Here is a 19,557-nt window from a genome sequence, read left to right as displayed (position 1 = left end):
GCGCCGCCATCACATCGACATTACGTTGCCAACGGTACAAAAGTGGCCTGGCTCAAGGTGGCGAGATCCCGTGGCGAGAGCTCAATCTCGAGCCCTCGGCGCCCGGCACTGACATAAATGTTGGGAAAGCTTTCTGCGGAGTTATCGATAAACGTCGCCAGCCGCCTCTTTTGCCCCAGCGGGCTCACGCCTCCCAATACATAACCGGTAGTGCGTTCTACCTCGTCGGGTTGCGCCATCGTTGCTTTCTTCGCCCCAGCAGCCTTGGCGATCTGCTTCAAGCCTAACTGGCAATTCACCGGCACAATACCAACTGCCAGCTGCTTACCGTCCAGCTTCACAACTAACGTTTTAAATACCTGCTCAACCGCTACGCCCAGCTTTTCCGCCGCTTCCAACCCATAGGAGTGCGCGGAGGCATCGTGCTCATACTCATGAAGCTGAAAGGCAAAGCCTGCGTGTTTTGCGCTATTAATAGCCGGTGTCATGTCGCTCTCTTGGTTAACAGCGTTGATGCTAAGGATTTTACTGTCAGGCGCATTTCGCCCTTTAGGTTAATAGCGCGACAGGTAAAAGAAAGTCAACCGATTAGAACAGTTGGAAGGTCTGATTGATGCTTCTGGAAAGCTGCGCCCCAGCTACTATGCTCAACAATGAAGTGTTTAATAGTTCAGTGCTCAATAGTGCAGTCGATAAAAGGAAGCTAACCGAAAGGAGTCCAGCAATGCCAGCAACCTCTAAAGCACAGCAGAAAGCGGCGGGCGCCGCACTTTCCGCTAAGCGCGGAGAAACCAAGCCCAGTGAGCTTTATGGTTCGTCTAAAGAGATGTATGACTCGATGAGCGAGGAGGAACTAGAAGAGTTCGCGAGTACAAAGCGTGAAGGTAAGCCGCAAAAGAAAGACGATTAATCAACCGCTTGCTGATCAACAAAACGCCAGCTTCGTTAAGCTGGCGTTTTTTAGCACTGCCTTAAACAGAACGTCAATCTTTTTCGTACACCTTAGCCAGCGACCAGCGTCAGACTGGTGACTGGGCGCAGATTCAGCCGCTTACAACGCTGCTCGACACTATCAACAATCTCTTGGGCGTCGTTGAACTGCTGCTTGTCGAGCTGAATATCCACCATGAGAAAACTGCCTACCTGGGCAAGCCTCACATCGTCGGCGGTGACAGCAAAATCAGCGACATCTTCCACTACGTTTTCGCGCACGCTGCTGCATGAGCCACCAAACATAAGCTCACGTAATGCCCCCTTCACCATGCGAATAGGCATAGGCAAGAAATAGCCTGCAATGATCAGCACCATCACCGGGTCGGCAAAGCGCGCATAGCTGGCCCAGGGCGATTGGGTCAACACCCAAGTAAGCCCAAACCCCAACATCACGGCAGCACTCAGCCAGGTATCCATCTGCCACTGACGTAACTCGGCGGCTAACAGCGAGGAGCGCGCAACCCGAGCGTAGCGCGCCAGCCACCACCAGGTTAATAAACAGCCTGTTACGTTGGCCACGCCAAACATCAGCGCCAAATCCAGCGTCACCAAACGGCCACCCTCAAGCAGGCTCCACATAGCGGACACCAGCGACACAATACACACCATAGCGATCACTACGCCTTTGAGCAGCACCGCAAGCGGCTCCACCGTCAGCCGCCCAAAGGGGTAGTGATCATCCGCCGGTTTGCGCGCCTGCTTGAGGGCATAGAGCGACAGCGATGCCAACACCAAGCTTAAGAGCGAATAGCCGCTATCAAACAGGATTGTTATTGAACCACTGGTAAGCCCTAGCGCTAACCCGGTAAAAGCAAACAGGCTAGCTGAAATGGCTGAGAATTTTAGCGCACGGCGCTCGGCAACAAAGGGGGTCACGCGGATAACTCCATCACATTTGGACAATTGTGCGCCATAATAGTGAAGCATCATGACAATCACGAATCGCTGAGTGCCAAGTTTACTGGCACTCAAAGCGAAAGAGGCAGCTATGCGCTCAGAACAAGTACAGGCCTTTATCGATGTCACCGAACATGGCTCTTTCGCCGCCGCAGCGCGGCATACTGGCCTCAAGCGGAGCACCCTAAGTGCTGCGGTTAATGCGTTAGAGGACAGCCTGGGTGTGGCGTTATTTGAGCGCTCTGGCAATAGCCTTACGCTGACCGCCGTGGGCGATAGTGTGCTGCCCGACTGCTACCGGTTACTGACCAGCGCCAGCCGGATCAAAAAGCACTGCCACCAACATTTGCAGGGCGTTGAAAGCCAACTCTGCATTGCCCGCGATGACGCTTTGCCTGAAGTGTTTTGGCGCCAGGTGATGCATGACTTAAAACAGCAATTCCCGCTCACCGCGATTTCGGTGTATTTGGTGCCTCCCCAGGAGCATACCCAGTTTGTGCAGCGCCAAACGGTGGATATTGCCTTCGGCCTGTATACCGCTGAAGGCATTGACGCCAACGCAGCCAATCTTGCTCCCGTCAGTATGCGTTTAGTGGCCGCGCCTAAACACCCGCTCAGTCGCTTGCCTAGCGTAAACCGCGACGACTTAGCCCAGTACACCCAAGTGTGTTTGACCCACGTGCAGGATGACAAGTTGATCAGCGAAGCGCTGTTTTCAGGCAATTACCTGGGGCTGACCATGTTTGAAGTAATTCGCGATGCCGTTATTAACGCGACTGGTTGGGCGCTGCTGCCTTACCCACTGGTAAAAGGCGCGCTGGAGGCTGGCACCCTGGGCACGCTAAATCATGACCTCGCGCTAGATAGCCACTACTACCGCTATGTGGAGAGCGATAATCGCGGCGTGGTTGCAACTGCCTTGTTAAACAAGGTGGCGCATTTTTTAGCCACCCAGAACTAACCTCCCAAACGATTAGAAGAAATTGACTGACATATCGTTGAAATCTTTTAAGTGGAAAAAAACGCTAAAGCCTTCCACGCTATTAAAAAGCGCTAAATAAGGAGACGCCAGGACACGCCACGTGAGGGACACAGGCAAGTGTCATCCAGGCGTAATACGCACCTGCCAGTGTCGAAGTTGCCGTCAACCAAGGAGTACTTCCAACGATGGTACGACTCGATAAGAAAGCCACTCGGCTATATGTGTTGGACACCAATGTCCTCATTCATGACCCCACCGCGCTTTATCACTTTGATGAGCACGATGTTGTTATCCCCATGACAGTGCTGGAGGAACTTGATAAGCACAAAAACGGTGTTCGTGAAATCGCTCGCACGGCTCGCCAAATCAGCCGTACGCTCTCTGACCTTACTAGCCAAGTCACTTTTGACGAGATTCAACGCGGCATTCCCATTCCTCGAATCAGCGGCGAAACAGGACGCCTGCACTTCTTATGCTATAACGACTTAAAGCTCTTTGACTCACTCGATGATAGCCCTGACAACCGCATACTGGCGGAGACCTGCCGCCTACGCGAAGAGCGCCCTGACGCCTCCGTCATCCTAATCACCAAAGACATTAATCTTCGTGTTAAAGCCGCCGCATTGAAGGTGCCGGTCGAGGATTACCTTAACGACCGTGCTTTCTCCGACAGCGACGCCATGATCGAGGGTGCCCAGGTCTACGCTTCAGCGGGCCATGATGGCGCGTCACTCTGGGAAACGCTGAATGTTGACGTGACCGTTGAGCGTGTTGGCCATCACACGTTCTATCAGCTCACTGGCAACATGCCCCGCCAGTGGCACGTTGGCATGCTGGTCTCGGATAGCGAAAACGGCGCCGAATTTGAGGCGATCATTCGTGAACTGGGGCCTTCCTCGGCTCGTCTGCAACTGCTAACTAATTACCGCCATCACGCGGGCGTCTGGGGTGTGCATGCCCACGACAGCCGGCAAAATTTCACCTTAAACCTCCTGATGGACCCCGATATTGATCTGGTGACCATTGCAGGTAATGCCGGTACCGGCAAAACCTTCATGACCCTGGCCGCCGCCTTTCAACAGACACTGGATGCCAAGCTGTTTGAGCGTATTGTGTTTACCCGCGCGCCGATCCCGATGGGTGAAGATATTGGCTTTCTGCCCGGTACAGAGGAGGAGAAGATGTCGCCGTGGATGGGGGCCTTCCACGACAATATGGACAACCTGTTACGCAATGAGGAGGGAGAATCAAGCTGGGACAACGGCGCCACACGGCAGTTAATTGGATCGCGTGTTCAAATACGCTCACCGAGCTTTATGCGCGGCCGCACCTTAAACGACACTTTCTTAATCATTGACGAGGCACAAAACTTCACCCCCAAACAGCTCAAATCGCTAGTTACCCGGGCGGGGCGCAATACTAAAATTGTCTGCTTGGGCAACGTCGGGCAAATCGATACGCCGTATCTGACGGCTAACACCTGCGGCATGGCGGCGGTGGTGGAACGCTTCCGCGATTGGCCCCACGCAGGGCACATCACACTGAAAAGCGTTGAGCGCTCACGCTTGGCACTGGCGGCAGAAGAGCTGCTTTAACCCAACTGCCTCCCGCCGCTGGTATGGGGCGGGAGGCAAGGTGCCATCAAAAAGCCTTATGATTACGTTGACTTACTCACTATCGGCGTCTCTATCTACGTCCTTCCACGGCCGAGGAGTACCAATAGTATCCGCGGCAAATGCCTCGCGCTCGCCTAGCGGGCGCGCCTCGCCAATCGTGGTGTCGTTGTAAGTTTGACGCTCCATTTCGCAGTTCACTTCCGCACCGAACAGCACCACAAAGGCGGAAAGCCAAAACCATAGCATTAGCGCCACTACCGCCCCTAACGACCCATAAAGCTCGCTAAAGGTAGAGAAATAGCGCACATAGAGCGAAAGACCGCCGGAGCCTAACAGCCACATCACCGTCGCCAGCAGCGTGCCATAACTCAGCCAGCTCCACTGCGCGGACCGTCGATAGGGCGCGTAGCGGTACAGCAGCGCAATAAGAAAACTCATAATCACCAGTAGCGCAGGCCAACGCAGCCACTGCAAAATTTTGTTTAACGGCGGGTCGATCGCCAGACTATTGACCACAGCGGGCACAATCGCAATAAAACCCAGTGAAATCAGGGTCATAATAATCAGGCCAAAGGTCAGCGATACCAGTACGGTGCTACGGTGCAAAAGGCTGCGCTTTTCAGTTTCGCCATACACCACGTTAAGCCCGATCACCAATACCCCGACCCCCTTGGAGGCAATAAACATCGCAATCAACAGCCCCACCAGGGCACCCAGAAAGTTACCTGACTCCGCGCTCTCCACCACCTGCTGCGCCTGTTGATCAATGAGCTCGGCAGCATCCGGCGGCATAAAGCGGCTGATCTCATAGAGCTGTTGGCCTGCCTCGTAGGGGTCAAATAGCAATCCCCAGAGTGAGATCACCGCCGCGATGGTCGGAAACAGCGCCAATAAGGCATAGAAAGCCACCCCAGCGGCCAGCATGGTAATACGATTACGGCGCGCGGCGCGCACCACACGCCAAGCAATATCGTGCCAGCCACGCTGCGGTATATCGCCAGGCACAAGCGCGCGGCGGCCGCGCGCAAGTTTACCCACAGAGTGCTCCTAATAAGCGCCTGTTTGAGTACGTTCCAGGCAACCTTTTTTCTAACAGACGTATCATCGCTGGCCTTCCCACATCAGTAGCGCCGCAAGCAGTACGGCAAGCATCATCATTAAACCGCTAGTATGGTGACGCAACCAGGACTCCCCCGACAATAGCCGAGTTAGATGGCCCATCAACGTCTCTTCCGCTTTTTGAGCGGTCACCACGCTTACCGATTTCAGCCGGCCGCAGCAGTGACCGAAAGCTCGGATAGGCACCAGTACCGCGCCAACTACAAAAGCATAGAACCCCCATAGATCGCCCGCGGGAAGCGTTTTACCCGTCAACGGACGCGTTAGTAACCACCCCACCGCGGCGAACAGTACCCCTACCGGAAATGGCCACATAATTCCCAGCCACTCTTTCAGCGGCGGCATCTCGATGCTGCCAGCAGGCAGGGGAAGCCAAAGCGGCGTCAACAGCGCGGCGATGACGGCCACTAACCAGGCGCCCCACTGCTCTCGGTTACTGCCCCCTTGATGGCGCTGCTGCCACTGTCGCCAAAGCGCAGCGCTCACCAGTGCTGCCGTACCAACAGCAGCCCAACTGAGCAGCTTGATCAACGATTCATGATGCATTTCATAGAGCGGGGCTTTCACTCCCCATTTACTGACCATGCCCGCGCCGATAGAGCCCGCCAGCGAGATACCCGGCAATGCCAGCAAGGCCCATACCAGCGGCTGCGGCCAGCGTGGGAGATGTTCGCTGATGCTGGTGCCCATAAACAGCGAGCCTTTGGCAAGCGCATGATGAGCGGCAAACAGTACTAACCCTGGCCAAAGCAGCGGCCATACATCTGGCGCTACCAATCCCATGGCCACCAATGCGGTCATCATGCCCATCTGGCTGATACTGGAGTAGGCCAATACGGCTTTTGGATGGCGCTGAAAAACCCCATACACAGCAGCTGCAAAGGCGGCTGCAAGCCCTGCCACTAACATCCAATGACCAAACTGGGCTAAAGCGCCTGAAACCTGAGCGTGGCCTAGCGGCAGCACACTGATCCACCCCAGTAAGCCCGCCTTAATCATCACTCCACTCAGTACTGCGCTGGCAGGTGCTGGCGCCGCCGGATGCGCCAATGGCAGCCATACGTGCAAGCCAATCACACCCGCTTTGACACCAAAGCCAAGGCACAGCAAAGCAGCCATCCACACGCCGTGCTCGGCGCTGACAATGCTTTCGCGCACCCCCTGCAGCATCAGCGTGTCGGCGGCTCCCGCCGACCATAAGAAACCGCCTAAAATTAGCCCTTCGCCCAGCACCGCTAATATCAAGTATGCCTTGGCGCCTAAGCGTGCCTCTTGCGTTCCGGTGTGCACTACCAGGGCGTAGGCGGCAAAAGTCATCACTGCAAAGCCTAAATAGAAACTGGCGATATCCTGGGCAATGATGAGCAGCACATTACCCAGTGATGTTAACGGCCATAGCAGCGCCAGCCGCAGCAGGCGTCGCTGTGCATCTTGATCTCCTCGCTGTGCTTGCGCCTGCTCCGCTGCAAAATATCCCCTCGCGTGTACCGCTGCCAAACTCCAGAGCAGTGCGGTGAATGCTAGCCATGGGCGGCTCAGCGAGTTTAATTCCCACTCCCCGCCTAGCATCCAGGCATCCATTGTCCACTGCGCTTCCCCAACGTAAGCTAATAACAGCGCTGGCCAAGCGGCGCTTAGCCACAGCACTGAAAAGTAGTCACGCTGTGCCTCAGGCGTGCGGTAGGCAAGCCACACCGCATGACCCATAACGCCAAAAGGCCACAGCAGTGCCAGCGTAAGCAGTAGCGTTATCATGGCAGGTACTCCCCGTTTGCTACCCGGGCTGCCCAATCCAAGGGACTATACGGGAGCCCTGCAAACAGTCCGGCCCCAAGGCTTATCAGCGCAGTGAACACCATGGGCCACAGCAGCCAGCCATGGGTTTCTAAACGCCCTAAGCGCTGCTCATGAGGCCAACTGCCTTTGCCGTGGGAAGGCCCTGGGCGAAACCAAAGACGATGCAAAATCGGCAAAAAGTACATGGCATTGAGTGTGCTGCTAGCCACCAACACAGCGACCACCCAATACATTTCAGCCTGTATCGCACCAACGCCGAGATACCATTTGGTAATAAATCCAGCGACGGGTGGAAGTCCGATCATGCCTAACGCGCCGATGGTAAACGCAATGCTGGTCAACGGCATGCGTTTACCGGCACCGTCCATTTCATCGATGCGATGAATGCCCAGCTCTTCGGCGTAGTTGCCCGCACAGAAGAATAACGTAACCTTCATTAAACCTTGGTGAAGCAAGTGTGCCAACGCCCCGACCGTACCAAAAGGGCCGAATATGCCTATTCCCAGAATGACGTAGGAGACTTGGCTGACCGTAGAAAATGCCAGGAGTGGCTTCAGCTCCTGTTGGGCAATGGCCCTGAGCGAGCCATAAATAATCGTAATAGACGCCGCCACCGCTAGCCCGGTAATAACGCCCAGCTCCACGCTAAGCTCAATCCCATACAGATCGTAAACGACCCGTAGAATCCCGAAGGCACCAGCCTTCACCACCGCGACCGCGTGCAGCAGCGCACTGACCGGGGCGGGTGCCACCATCGCCCTAGGCAGCCAGCCATGCAGCGGCACCATGGCAGCCTTGACCGCCAGCCCACTGACTAGCAGGATAAATATTAACGTTAGCAGGCCACGATGATCGTTTAAGTAGTCGCCCAAGCCCTCTTCAGAAGAGAACGATTGATCACCCGTTAAGTTATTCAGCAGCACCGCGCCCAGCAGCAATACCACACCTGCGCTTAGCGTGTAGCGCAAATAGACCCGTCCCGCATTGAGTGCTTGCTCCGTCCCCCGGTGAACCACCAGGGGATAAGTGGATAGCGTCAACATTTCGTAGAAAATCAAAAAGGTAAATAGATTATCAGCCAGCGCAATGCCGATAGTGCTCGCCACGCAAAGACTAAAAAAGCCAAAGAAGCGCTTTCGATTGGCAGAGCCTTCCAAGTAGCCAATGGCGTAAATCGTGGTGCATAGCCACAGTAGTGATGATAACCCTGCAAACATCACGCCCAAGGCATCAATGCGCAGCACAAAATCAAGGCCGCCTATCACCTGGAAACTAAAAATGTCTTCATGACCGGCGGCCACTCGCCTGACCATCAGAGTGACCAGAATAATCTTCACCACCGCCGCGCCAATGTTAATTGTCGTGCGTAGCCGCCGGGCCTCTTCCGGCAGGGCGAAAATAGTCACGGCCACCAGCAAGGAGGTGGCCAAAGCGGTTAACGGTAACCATGCGGCGTTCATGGGCTGCCTCCGTGCATCAATTCCAGCGGGAAATGAGCCAATAGCCCAAGTGCGAAAGCCGTTAAGGCGAGCAACATGGCAATTAAATCCATGCCTGGCGCGAGGGGTTGATAACGATGGCGCGGCGCCGTCTCATCAAAAGAGTAGCGAAACATGCGAAATACATAAGCCGCCGTCAGCAGCGTACCGGTTAATAGTGCCGCCACCGCCCACCACTGCTGGGTGATAATCATCGCCTCAAGCAACATCCATTTAGCGGTGAAGCCAGAACTGGGCGGTAGGCCCATCAAGGTAATCGAAGCAATGCCAAACACGAGTAACGAAAGTGGCAAACGGCGGCTGGTGCCTGCCAATCCTTTAAGGGTGTGCTCCCCAGTGGCCAATATCAGATTGCCAGCCGCCATAAACATGGCCGCTTTGGCAAAGGCGTGCCCCACCAGTTGCAGCCAAAAACCTTCCCAAGCCAAGGCACGCGGTAACGGAGCAATATCCGGCCCCAGTAACAGCGGAAAAGCCACCATTAGATAGCCCAATTGCGCGACCGTAGACGAAGCAACCAAGGTTTTAAGCGAGTCGGTACGCCACGCCAGGAGCCCACCCCATACAATCGCCAGCAAGCCTAACCAGGCAATGATGCGCGGGGCATAGAACGTATCTGGAAGAAGAATGCTCCATAGCTGTAGCAGCATGAACAGAGAAGCCTTGATGACCAACCCGGCATGCAGCGCACTCACCGGTGTCCAGGCGTTTTCGTGCACAGGGGTAAGCCAAGCGTGCAGCGGAAACAGCGCGGCTTTCAAGGCGAGCCCAGCGCCTATTAGCGCCGCGGCGAACCAAGCCACCGGGCCTGGCTCTATCACCTCGGCCAAGCCCTGCAAATCCAAACGGCCCCATTGGCCCAGAATCAGTGCCACCCCTAATAGATACGTGAGCGACCCAACTAACGCCAATAACAAATAGCGCATTCCCGCCAGCAACGCTGGCGCCTTTCCAGATAGCATTAACATGCCTACCGCGGCCAGGCCCATTAGTTCTAACGCGATATAAAGAGTGAGTAAGTCGGTGGCCAACCAAATTAATGACAGCGCGCTCAGCACCACGCCCATTAATGGCCACAGCCAACGTGCCAGCGGCCCGGTTTCGCTTAGACGCAAATAGCCAGGCGTGTAGAGCGCTGCGGCAACGCCGATACACTGAGTGGTCAGCAGTAACAGTACGCTCAACCCGTTTAAGCGCAGCGACAGGATAAGACCGGCGATTTCCCACTGCCAACTCAGCAATCCCGACTGGTCAAAGGCAGATAGCAGCATCACCCCAGACGCCAATACGGGCAGGCTAGCCAGCGCTACGGGAAAGGCACGCTTGGGTGGAAATAAAGCCCCCAGCACTCCCAGCAGTAGCGGAAAAACAAGGGCTACCAATAGCGCCCAGTGGGTAGTGGCAAGCGGCGCAAACGTGCTATCGAAAAGACCAAAGCGCCAACTCATGTCGTACTCTCTTTGGGCTCGCCGTCACGACCTAGCGCCTCGACTCCCTCTAGGTGCATTAACTGTCGGATGAGTAAGGCCCCGAGCATCGAACCCAACCAGGCAACCAGCAGCCCCACACTTATTAACGCTTGGGCAGCTGCTGAGCTGCCTGCCACACCAGACAACAGTATAAATACACCCGAACCAAGCAGGTTAAATGCCAACAGGCGCCTGAATAGATGGCGGTGTAGAGCAAACGCAGCCAAGGCAGTAGCGGCAATGAGCACCCCGGCCAGCAACAGTGGATGCTCGGCAGGTGAATACACCATGTCGGCGATAACATAACGAATAGCCGCACCCACCATGACAAACCAGGCCAGCGCCAACGCCACGCGCATGGCCACTCGAGACCAAGGCTCGCTAAATTGATCACGCTTAAGAGGCGCTGAAGCGCCTGGGGAAAGATGGCCCAGCGCATAAAAAAAGCACGGACTGGTCAGCAATACACCCAGCAACAGCTCTGCCGCTGCCAGCCAGGGCGCGCCAAGTTGCCACCAAGCCAGCACCATCGAGATTGCAAACACGACAAAGAAACAGCAGGCGCGAATCAGATGGCGATCAAACAGGCACACAAATGCCGACCCCGTTAAGCACAGCGCCAGCAGCACTTCTATTGCATCAAAGGAAGCTATCATTCGTTTTCGCTACATCCTTGCATCGGTCACGAATAAGCGCTCAGCTTAGGCGAGTACTTAGCCACTTTCCAATATCGTTAACCTGCTGCGGGCAGAGTGCATGCGCCATGGGGTATTGGCGATAATTGACCGCATAGCCCATCGCTTTTAAGCGATCGGCACCGCTGCGGCCCAGGCTCTCGGGTACAATCGGATCAAAATTCCCGTGCTGAACTTCGATCGGGATCTGGCGATTGGCTTCCGCTAGCTCAATATTGTCGGCCGTCGCAAAGTAGGTCGACATCGCCAACAGCCCGCCCAGCGGCGCGGGGAAAGTAAGCGCTGCGTGATAGGCAACAGCGCCCCCTTGTGAAAAGCCCGCCACAATAATGCGCTGGCTGTTGATACCCTGGTCGATCTGCTCTTGGATCAGCGCCTGGATGCGTTCAGCGGATTTCTTAAGCTGGCTCTCATCTACCCGGCGCCCCAAATCCATGGCAAGAATATCGTACCAAGCGGGCATGACCATACCGCCATTGATGGTCACCGGCAGGCGTGGCGCATGGGGCATAATAAAGCGCACATGTGAATCTTTAGGTAACGCTAATGCGGGTACCAGCGGCTCAAAATCATGCCCATCCGCACCTAAGCCGTGAATAATAAACACACACGCATCGGCGGGTTGACCATCTTTCGGTTCAATAATCAGTTCGCCAGGAGCAGTCATAACATCGTATTCCTTATCCAAAAGGCGTCACCCTAGCGCAAACCTGCGTTAACAGCGAGCAGGCCAGCGCTTTAAATGACCATCGTCTCTTAAAAAGGACGTACATCGCTTAAAAGGGCCACACCAAAGGGATCAAGAGTAGCGCTATCGCCCCGGTCAGTATATTCAATCCACTCCCCAAGCGCAGAAAATCGCTCACCCGATAGCCCCCGGGGCCATATACCATCAGGTTGGTTTGATACCCAATGGGCGTTAAAAAGCTGGCTGAGGCAGCAAACATCACCGCCACCACATAAGGCATCGGGCTAACGCCCAGGCTTTCTGACGCGCTCATCACCACCGGAAAAATAATCACTGCGGCGGCGTTATTGGTCACCAACTCAGTGAGCAGCGCAACCACACAGTAAGTGCCGATCAGCAGTAGCAAAGGGTTACCCGCCACTAAGGTAAGCAAACTACCGGCAATGACCTCAGCGGCGCCGGAGCTTTGCAGCGCGGCTCCCACGCCAAAGGAAGCGGCAATGGTTAACAACACCTGGGTATCAAGACCACGTTTGGCCGCCCCCACCGAGCAACATCCCGTCAACAGCGCTAATGCCGCCCCCAACATCGCGGCGTTCAACATACTCAGCACGCCCAGGGCGGCGAGCAACACAGCCCCTAACAAAAGACCCCAGGCGAGTGGCGCTTTTTCGTGTATCGGCCGGGCGGCACCATTCAGCTCGCTAATCAATAAGAAGTCGCGTGACTGACGATGACGCTCAATAAACGGTGGTCGTGCTTCCAGCAGCAGAACGTCTGCAGGCTGTAACCGCACTTGGCCCAGGTTGCCTTTCACGCGCTCGCCACCTCGGCAGATCGCCAACACCGCCGCGCCATACAAGGTTCTAAAGTGGCCGTCGCGAATACGCTGGCCAATAAACTGGCACTGATTAGAAACCACCGCCTCAACCAAGCGGCGCTCCTTGAACTCTTTTTCCAAACTGGAGGTTTCATCGCGAGAAGGAATCAGGCCACGAATCTGCTGCAATTCCACCGCCGCATCGGAGGTGCCCGCAAACACCAGCCGGTCGCCGCCTTTTAGCTGCTCGCCGGGACCCACCACGCTAACCACGTTGCCTGCGCGCTCTATTTCAACCAGAAATAGCTCCTGCAAATGGCGCAACCCGGCTTCCTCAACGCTGCGATCAACCAACACGCCCGCCGGGTCGACCTCCATTTCAATGGTGAACTCACGGGGGTTGGCAAACGCATTGGCCACCCCTTCCCGGGAAGGCAGTAAACGCGGCCCCAATACGATCAGATAAACGAGCCCCACCCCTGCCACAGGAATACCTACCCAGGCTAAATCCAAGAGCCCCATCCCCAGTTCAGGGTAACGTTCCAGCAACAGCCCATGCACTACTAAGTTAGTGCTGGTACCAAATAAAGTAATCGTGCCGCCTAGAATAGACGCAAAACTGAGCGGCATCAGCAACCGCTGGGGAGATAAACGCAGCCTTCGGCTCCAGCTCATTACGGCCGGAATATAGGTAGCGACCACAGGCGTGTTATTAACGAAGGCGCTGAGTGCTGCTACGGGCAGCAAGAGGCGTACCAGCGCGCCGCTTTCTTTATGGGGGCGGCCAAGCACATAGCGAATGATCAGATCGATACCGCCGGTTTCACGAATGCTTGCCACCAGTACATACATAAAGGCAACGGTGAATAAGCCGCTATTGGAAAAGCCCCCCAGCGCCTGCTGCGGGTCAATCACGCCCAGCGTCATCAACACGATCACCGCACCCAGCAGAATAATATCCGGGCCTAGGCGGGAGAACGCCATTAGCGGAAAAATGGTCAGTACAACCGTGACTGCAATCCAAGCATCAACCGACATCACCACAACATCCTTAATAAATAAGCATGGGTGTATTGTGAGGCCAGCTCTATATTCTAAAAAGTTATTTTTAGAAACATTTAAAGATCAAAATGGAATATAAAGGTGTGAGGTGTGAGGTGTGAGGTGTGAGGTGTGAGGTGTGAGGTGTGAGGTGTGAGGTGTGAGGTGTGAGGTAGGTATCGTTGCACTCAATCGTATAAATACAAAAAACCCCGCACTTGGCGAGGTTCTTTGGTCAATCAACGCTAGGCGGTGATTGCTAACATCTCAATATTTAAGAATTAACTTAAACAACTTTGATGTTAGAAGCCTGAAGGCCTTTTTTACCCTGGGTGACGTCGAAGGAAACCTTCTGGCCGTCTTGCAGAGATTTGAAACCTTCAGACTGAATTTCAGAGAAATGCGCGAACAAGTCGTCGCCATTGTCGTCAGGAGAAATGAAGCCGAAGCCTTTAGTGTCGTTAAACCACTTAACTGTGCCAGTTGCCATGATCGAAATCCTCGATGTAGCTAATTAAATCCGGGAAATACCCGAAGTGCAGTGGGTAGAACAAGAAACTTTCACCAGATTTAACGCTTGAGGCGCTTCTATGCTGCTGACAACGTTCGACTTGCTAACCAACTGGGGTCATTTTGCGCCTAACCCGCGTGCGCGTCAACACACTTATAATCACGGCTATGCTGGCTCGTGTGACGGTATGTTGGCCGATCATTGAGCGCGCTCAGCAAGGAGCCAACCGGCTGCTTTCTCCGCAATCATCAGCGTGGGTGAGTTGGTATTGCCACTGGTAATCGTCGGCATAATACTCGCATCAGCCACACGTAGCCCGCTAATGCCATGTACTCGCAGCCGACTATCGACTACGGCCATGGCGTCATCTTCACGGCCCATTTTGGCAGTGCCAACAGGATGAAAAATCGTCGTGCCTATATCCCCCGCCAGCCGGGTTAGCTCGTCATCGGTTTGGTACTCAACACCGGGCTTCACTTCTTCTGGAGCGTACTTGGCAAACGCGGTCTGTTCGGCGATCCGCCGGGTGACACGCAGAGAATCCGCGGCCACCTTTCGATCCTCGGGTGTGCTCAGGTAATTGGGCGAAATAGCCGGTGCCTGTCGGGGGTCGCTGCTTTTTAGCCGCACCGTGCCACGACTGGTCGGATTCAAGTTACACACGCTAGCGGTAATCGCCGGGTACGGGTGCAGTGGTTGGCCAAAAGCCTCCAGGCTCAGCGGTTGCACATGGTATTGAATATTGGGGTACGTTTGTTCCTTAGAGCTGCGGGTAAATGCCCCTAACTGTGAAGGCGCCATACTCATAGGCCCAGAGCGCTTAAGCAGGTACTCCAAGCCAATCCCCGCTTTACCTAACAGGGTGCTTGCAATGGCATTCAGGGTTTTGCCATTGGTGATTTTATATATCGAGCGAATCTGCAGATGATCCTGCAGGTTCTCCCCCACCCCGGGCAATTCATGCACTAACTCAACGCCATGTTCGTCTAGCAATCCCCCCGACCCTATGCCGGAAAGCTGAAGTAGATGCGGCGTACCAATAGCGCCTGCGCACAGCACCACCTCGCCGCTCACCATGGCACGCTGCACCTGACCATTCCGCTCCACCTCCACACCTGCGCAGCGCAGCGCCTCCCCACGCTTTTCAAATAGCAGTCGATTGACCTGAGTGGAGTGCCAGAGCGTTAAGTTGTCGCGCTTCAGCGCGGGACGTAAAAACGCCTTGGCTGTATTCCAGCGCCAGCCCGAGCGCTGATTTACTTCAAAATAGGCCACGCCTTCGTTAGAACCACGGTTAAAGTCCTCGGTACGCGGAATGCCTGCCTGGACGGCAGCCTCGGCAAAATCATCCAGCACCTGCCATTTGAGGCGCTGCTTTTCGATCCGCCATTCGCCACCGTGGCCGTGGAAATCTCGATGCTTCGCATCGGCATCACCGCCGCCGTCAAGACGATAGTGATCTTCGTGCTTGATGAAATCGGGTAAGCAGTTCTCCCACCTCCAGGCATCGTCGCCCGCCACCTCAGCCCAGTGGTCGTAATCCCGGGCCTGCCCACGCATGTAAATCATGCCATTGATGCTGGAACAGCCGCCCAGCGTCTTGCCCCGCGGATAGATCAACGAGCGGCCGTTAAGGCCTTTGTCGGGTTCAGTCCGAAACAGCCAGTCGGTACGTGGGTTATTGATGCAGTAGAGGTAGCCCACCGGAATATGAATCCAGTGGTAATTATCGCGCCCGCCCGCCTCTATCAGCAGTACACGGTGGTTGGGGTCGGCACTCAGCCGATTCGCTAGCAGGCACCCGGCGGTGCCTGCTCCCACCACGATATAGTCAAACTCTAAACCCGCATTCGGCGCTGCTTGTGATTGTTGTTGAGCCATTATTGTTATCTCCGCTGAGCTTACTTCGCGGTCGGCATGACGAACTCAGCACCGGCATCAATTGAGTCCGACCAGCGCTGCATAATTGATTTCTGCTTGGTGTAAAAACGCACGCCCTCTTCACCGTAGGCATGAGTATCGCCAAACAAGGAGCGCTTCCAGCCGCCAAAGCCGTGCCACGCCATCGGCACCGGGATAGGCACATTGATCCCCACCATGCCAACCTGAATACGGCGACCAAACTCCCGCGCCACCGTACCGCTTTCAGTGAAGCAACTGACGCCGTTGCCAAACTCGTGATCGTTAATCAACTGGATCGCGGTGGCGATATCCGGCACTCGCACACAGACCAATACGGGGCCAAAGATCTCCTCTTTATAGATCGTCATCTCGGGGGTAACGTTGTCGAACAGCGTGCCACCCATCCAGAAGCCTTCGGCGCAGCTCTCACCCGCCGCAGAGGCCTCAAAGGTGCGGCCATCGACGACCAGTTCAGCGCCTTCCGCCACGCCTTTTTCGATATAGCCGGTAATCCGCTGGTGGGCTTGGCGGGTCACAATGGGGCCCATTTCCGCATCAAGATGCATACCGTCTTTTACTTTTAGCGCTTTAGCCCGCTCAGCCAGTGCCGGGACGACTTTATCCGCCACGTCGCCGACCAACACCGCCACACTAATCGCCATGCAACGCTCACCGGCAGAGCCGTAGGCGGCGCCGATCAGCGCATCGACTGCTTTATCAAGGTGGGCATCCGGCATCACCACCATGTGATTTTTAGCCCCGCCGAGCGCTTGAATACGCTTGCCATTTCGTGCGCCGCGCTCGTAGATCAAATTGGCAATCGGCGTAGAACCCACAAACGACAACGCCTTAACGTGCGGATGGTCGAGCAGCGCTTCCACCGAATCCTTGTCGCCCTGCACCACGTTAAATACACCATCGGGCAGACCCGCCTGCTTTAGCAGATCGGCCATCAACAGTGAGGCGCTTGGGTCAAGCGGGCTTGGCTTCAAGATAAACGTATTACCCGCCGCAATGGCGAGTGGGAACATCCACATCGGCACCATGGCCGGGAAATTAAATGGCGTTATACCAGCGACCACGCCTAATGGCTGGCGCATCGTCCAGTTATCGATGCCAGTGCTTACCTGCTCGGTATAGTCACCCTTAAGCAACTGAGGGATTCCGCACGCGAATTCAACAATATCAATACCCCGTGCGACTTCCCCCTGGGCATCGGTAAACACTTTGCCGTGCTCTTTGGTAATCGCTTCGGCTAGCTCGTCTTTGTGAACATTTAACAGCTCTAAAAACTTGAACATCACTCGGGCACGGCGAATCGGTGGTGTATCGGCCCAAGCCGGAAAGGCAGCTTGAGCCGCTTCGACGGCGGTATTCACATCCTGTGATGTAGCGAGCGATACACGACCAGTCACGCGACCTGTGGCGGGGTTAAAAACGTCCTGAGCGTTTGAAGACTCGCCAGCGGTGACCTGGCCATTAATAAAGTGCTGAATCGCTGTTGTTGTCATGGGAGTACCTATTTTAAGAGCGTGGTTTTAAGAGCATATGTTAAATGCTTACGAAAAAGAGCCTGCGTTTAGCCTAGCCTACTGGGCGCTGGGAACAGATCAATTGAGTTATTTAAAAGCCAGTTATAAGCTTTGCTAATATCATTGGCATGCGTTGAGGCCCATCATGCAAGACTACGCGACACTCCGCGCCTTCGTGGCCGTTGCAAGAACGGGCAGCGTCTCGCGCGCCGCTGAACAGTTACATTTGACGCAACCTGCGATCAGCCTAAAGTTGAAGCAGTTACAGGCCAATTTAGGTCTCACGCTGTTTAGCCGTCGCCCCCAGGGGCTAGCGTTGACATCCGATGGCCATGCCCTGCTCCCCGCCGCTGAAAAAGCCCTGGCCAGCGCTCAGGCATTTGAGCAAACCGCTGGAACGCTGCACAGCACGCTACGCGGCAAGCTCTCCATTGGCACCATCGTTGACCCGGAGTTTCTTCGCTTAGGCGCCTTTTTAAGCCGCCTGATGGCACGCGCCCCTCAATTAGAAACCGAACTGCATCACGGTATGAGCGGCAGCGTGCTGAACCGCATTGCACAGGGTGACCTGGATGTCGGCTTTTATCTGGCACCGCCTGGAGAAGGCCCTGGATTGAACCAGGGATATGAGGTACTGGCTTGGCGCGAGCTGACACACTTTGACTATCATGTGATTGCCCCGGCTGGCTGGGAAAACCGACTCATTGATACCCGCTGGGAGCACTTGGCCACGTTACCCTGGATTGTGACGCCACAGGATTCCGTCCACCATCGGCTATTAAAGCAGGCCTTTGCAGAAAGTGGCGCAGTGCCTAACCGGGTGGCCCAGGTTGACCAAGAAGCCTGTATGTTGGATCTGGTCCGCGCAGGCGTTGGCTTAAGCTTGGCCCGCGACGCCCTGGCAATGACTGAGCGACAAGAGAGTGGCCTGGCCGTCGCAGACAACATCCGCCTGCCCTGCGCATTAAGCTTTGTATGGCGACACGACAGCACTGCCGAATCGACCGTGAGCGCGGCACTCAACACGCTAGACGAAATATGGCCACATCGCTTGGGCTAGGGTGTCAGAAAAGGGTGGTAAAGAAAGGGAACGCTAAGCCACCAATCGACTCAACATAAACGATAACTCGCCACCGCCACTGGAGTGCTTGCAATGACCCGATTGCCCCTTCTTCGTCCATTCACGCTTAGCGTGTTGGCTGCCGCTGGTCTCGCCAGCACTTCGCTTTACGCCCAGGCCACTCAAGCGCAATCTTCTCAAGCGCCGTCCTCTCAAGCTCAGGGCAATGCAGAAGCCACGTTTGCAGGCGGCTGCTTCTGGTGTATGGAACCTCCTTACGACAACCAACCCGGTGTTAACGCCACCATCTCCGGCTATATCGGCGGCGAACTCGAGAACCCCACTTACGAGGATATCTCCCGGGGTGGTACGGGTCATGCGGAGGTTGTGCAGATCGAGTATGACTCAGAGAAGATCAGCTACGAGCAATTGTTGGAAATTTTCTGGCGCAACATCGACCCCTTCGCGGTAGATCGTCAGTTTTGCGATGTAGGCGACCAGTACCGTTCAGCCATCTTTTATCACGATGAAGAACAGCGTGAGTTAGCCGAAGCATCCAAAGCAGAAATGGAAGAACGCTTTGACCGAGAAATCGCCACCCAAATAGTGCCTGCCACCACCTTCTGGGCGGCCGAGGAGTACCACCAGGATTATTATCAAAAGAACCCCGTTCGCTACAAATTCTATCGCTTCAGCTGTGGGCGCGATGGCCGCCTGGAAGAGGTGTGGGGAGAAGAAGCCGGTGGGCCTACGTTTGAATAAACAACTTCTTTAGCATTTTGCAACTTTCTTCTTTAATAACCGCAGCAGCTTATTAAGTGGTTATGCATAAGTTATAGAGTAATTAGTGCCGTAACCATTGCATACGTTTTTGACCGCTTCACAAAGCTTATCGAACGAACTGTAGGCTGTTAACGGTAGCCACCGGTATTTGAT

The 19,557-nt window shown here is 55.1% G+C and carries 17 protein-coding genes; 5 read left to right on the top strand and 12 right to left on the bottom strand.

Annotated elements, in window-relative coordinates; genetic code table 11:
- Positions 1-20: 20 nt before the first annotated feature.
- Positions 21-488, bottom strand: coding sequence for a Cys-tRNA(Pro) deacylase (ybaK, locus tag V8L71_RS18585; RefSeq protein WP_336275091.1), 468 nt, complete (start codon positions 486-488; stop codon positions 21-23).
- Positions 489-724: 236 nt separating this feature from the next.
- Between ybaK and V8L71_RS18580 the strand changes: the two genes are divergently transcribed.
- Entirely contained in the window at positions 725-910 is a 186-nt protein-coding gene (locus V8L71_RS18580) for a DUF3008 family protein (protein WP_008958114.1), read from the top strand.
- Between the two features lie 92 nt (positions 911-1,002).
- On the opposite strand, the gene V8L71_RS18575 is transcribed toward V8L71_RS18580, so the two are convergent.
- Complete coding sequence (locus tag V8L71_RS18575; protein WP_336275090.1) at positions 1,003-1,869, bottom strand: cation diffusion facilitator family transporter; 867 nt, start codon at positions 1,867-1,869, stop codon at positions 1,003-1,005.
- A 112-nt stretch (positions 1,870-1,981) separates the two neighbouring features.
- Here V8L71_RS18575 and V8L71_RS18570 point away from each other — a divergent pair, with 112 nt between their 5' ends.
- Complete coding sequence (locus tag V8L71_RS18570) at positions 1,982-2,851, top strand: LysR family transcriptional regulator (protein ID WP_336275089.1); 870 nt, start codon at positions 1,982-1,984, stop codon at positions 2,849-2,851.
- Positions 2,852-3,057: 206 nt separating this feature from the next.
- Positions 3,058-4,467 (top strand): PhoH family protein, encoded by a 1,410-nt coding sequence (locus tag V8L71_RS18565; RefSeq protein WP_008958119.1) that lies wholly within the window; start codon positions 3,058-3,060, stop codon positions 4,465-4,467.
- Between the two features lie 72 nt (positions 4,468-4,539).
- Here the strand turns inward: V8L71_RS18565 and V8L71_RS18560 are convergent, their stop codons facing one another.
- The 10 genes from V8L71_RS18560 to V8L71_RS18515 form a co-directional block, all read right to left on the bottom strand.
- Positions 4,540-5,526, bottom strand: coding sequence for a YihY/virulence factor BrkB family protein (locus V8L71_RS18560; protein ID WP_008958120.1), 987 nt, complete (start codon positions 5,524-5,526; stop codon positions 4,540-4,542).
- 63 nt (positions 5,527-5,589) lie between these two features.
- The gene (locus V8L71_RS18555) at positions 5,590-7,362 is read right to left on the bottom strand and encodes a proton-conducting transporter transmembrane domain-containing protein (protein WP_336275088.1); all 1,773 of its coding nucleotides are present in this window, start codon (positions 7,360-7,362) and stop codon (positions 5,590-5,592) included.
- Positions 7,359-8,864, bottom strand: a complete 1,506-nt coding sequence (locus V8L71_RS18550) for a complex I subunit 5 family protein (RefSeq protein ID WP_335596437.1) — start codon at positions 8,862-8,864, stop codon at positions 7,359-7,361. The genes V8L71_RS18555 and V8L71_RS18550 overlap by 4 nt, the downstream gene beginning before the upstream one ends.
- Positions 8,861-10,351 carry a complex I subunit 5 family protein gene (locus tag V8L71_RS18545; protein ID WP_336275087.1) on the bottom strand — a complete coding sequence of 497 codons (1,491 nt, stop codon included), beginning with the start codon at positions 10,349-10,351 and terminating at the stop codon, positions 8,861-8,863. The genes V8L71_RS18550 and V8L71_RS18545 overlap by 4 nt, the downstream gene beginning before the upstream one ends.
- Positions 10,348-11,028, bottom strand: coding sequence for a hydrogenase subunit MbhD domain-containing protein (locus tag V8L71_RS18540; RefSeq protein ID WP_336275086.1), 681 nt, complete (start codon positions 11,026-11,028; stop codon positions 10,348-10,350). Before V8L71_RS18540 ends, V8L71_RS18545 begins: the two co-directional genes overlap by 4 nt.
- Positions 11,029-11,068: 40 nt before the next feature.
- Positions 11,069-11,734 (bottom strand): alpha/beta hydrolase, encoded by a 666-nt coding sequence (locus tag V8L71_RS18535; protein WP_008958125.1) that lies wholly within the window; start codon positions 11,732-11,734, stop codon positions 11,069-11,071.
- 109 nt (positions 11,735-11,843) lie between these two features.
- Complete coding sequence (locus tag V8L71_RS18530) at positions 11,844-13,613, bottom strand: SLC13 family permease (RefSeq protein WP_336275085.1); 1,770 nt, start codon at positions 13,611-13,613, stop codon at positions 11,844-11,846.
- 289 nt (positions 13,614-13,902) lie between these two features.
- Positions 13,903-14,106, bottom strand: coding sequence for a cold-shock protein (locus V8L71_RS18525; protein ID WP_008958127.1), 204 nt, complete (start codon positions 14,104-14,106; stop codon positions 13,903-13,905).
- 219 nt (positions 14,107-14,325) lie between these two features.
- A complete protein-coding gene (locus V8L71_RS18520) occupies positions 14,326-16,008 on the bottom strand; it encodes a GMC family oxidoreductase (protein ID WP_101147727.1) in 1,683 nt (560 codons plus the stop codon).
- 20 nt (positions 16,009-16,028) lie between these two features.
- On the bottom strand, positions 16,029-17,540 hold the full coding sequence (locus V8L71_RS18515; protein WP_336275084.1) for a CoA-acylating methylmalonate-semialdehyde dehydrogenase: 1,512 nt from the start codon (positions 17,538-17,540) through the stop codon (positions 16,029-16,031).
- 166 nt (positions 17,541-17,706) lie between these two features.
- Between V8L71_RS18515 and V8L71_RS18510 the strand changes: the two genes are divergently transcribed.
- Together V8L71_RS18510 and msrA are read left to right on the top strand one after the other, a co-directional pair.
- Positions 17,707-18,621 carry a LysR family transcriptional regulator gene (locus V8L71_RS18510; protein WP_336275083.1) on the top strand — a complete coding sequence of 305 codons (915 nt, stop codon included), beginning with the start codon at positions 17,707-17,709 and terminating at the stop codon, positions 18,619-18,621.
- A 93-nt stretch (positions 18,622-18,714) separates the two neighbouring features.
- Positions 18,715-19,383, top strand: a complete 669-nt coding sequence (gene msrA / locus V8L71_RS18505; protein WP_336275082.1) for a peptide-methionine (S)-S-oxide reductase MsrA — start codon at positions 18,715-18,717, stop codon at positions 19,381-19,383.
- Positions 19,384-19,557: the final 174 nt, after the last annotated feature.

The sequence above is a fragment of the Vreelandella indica genome (assembly GCF_037070225.1).
Lineage (GTDB): Bacteria > Pseudomonadota > Gammaproteobacteria > Pseudomonadales > Halomonadaceae > Vreelandella > Vreelandella arctica.
The sequence above is the reverse complement of the archived record's forward strand: the minus strand, read 5'-3'. Positions and strand labels throughout refer to the sequence as shown.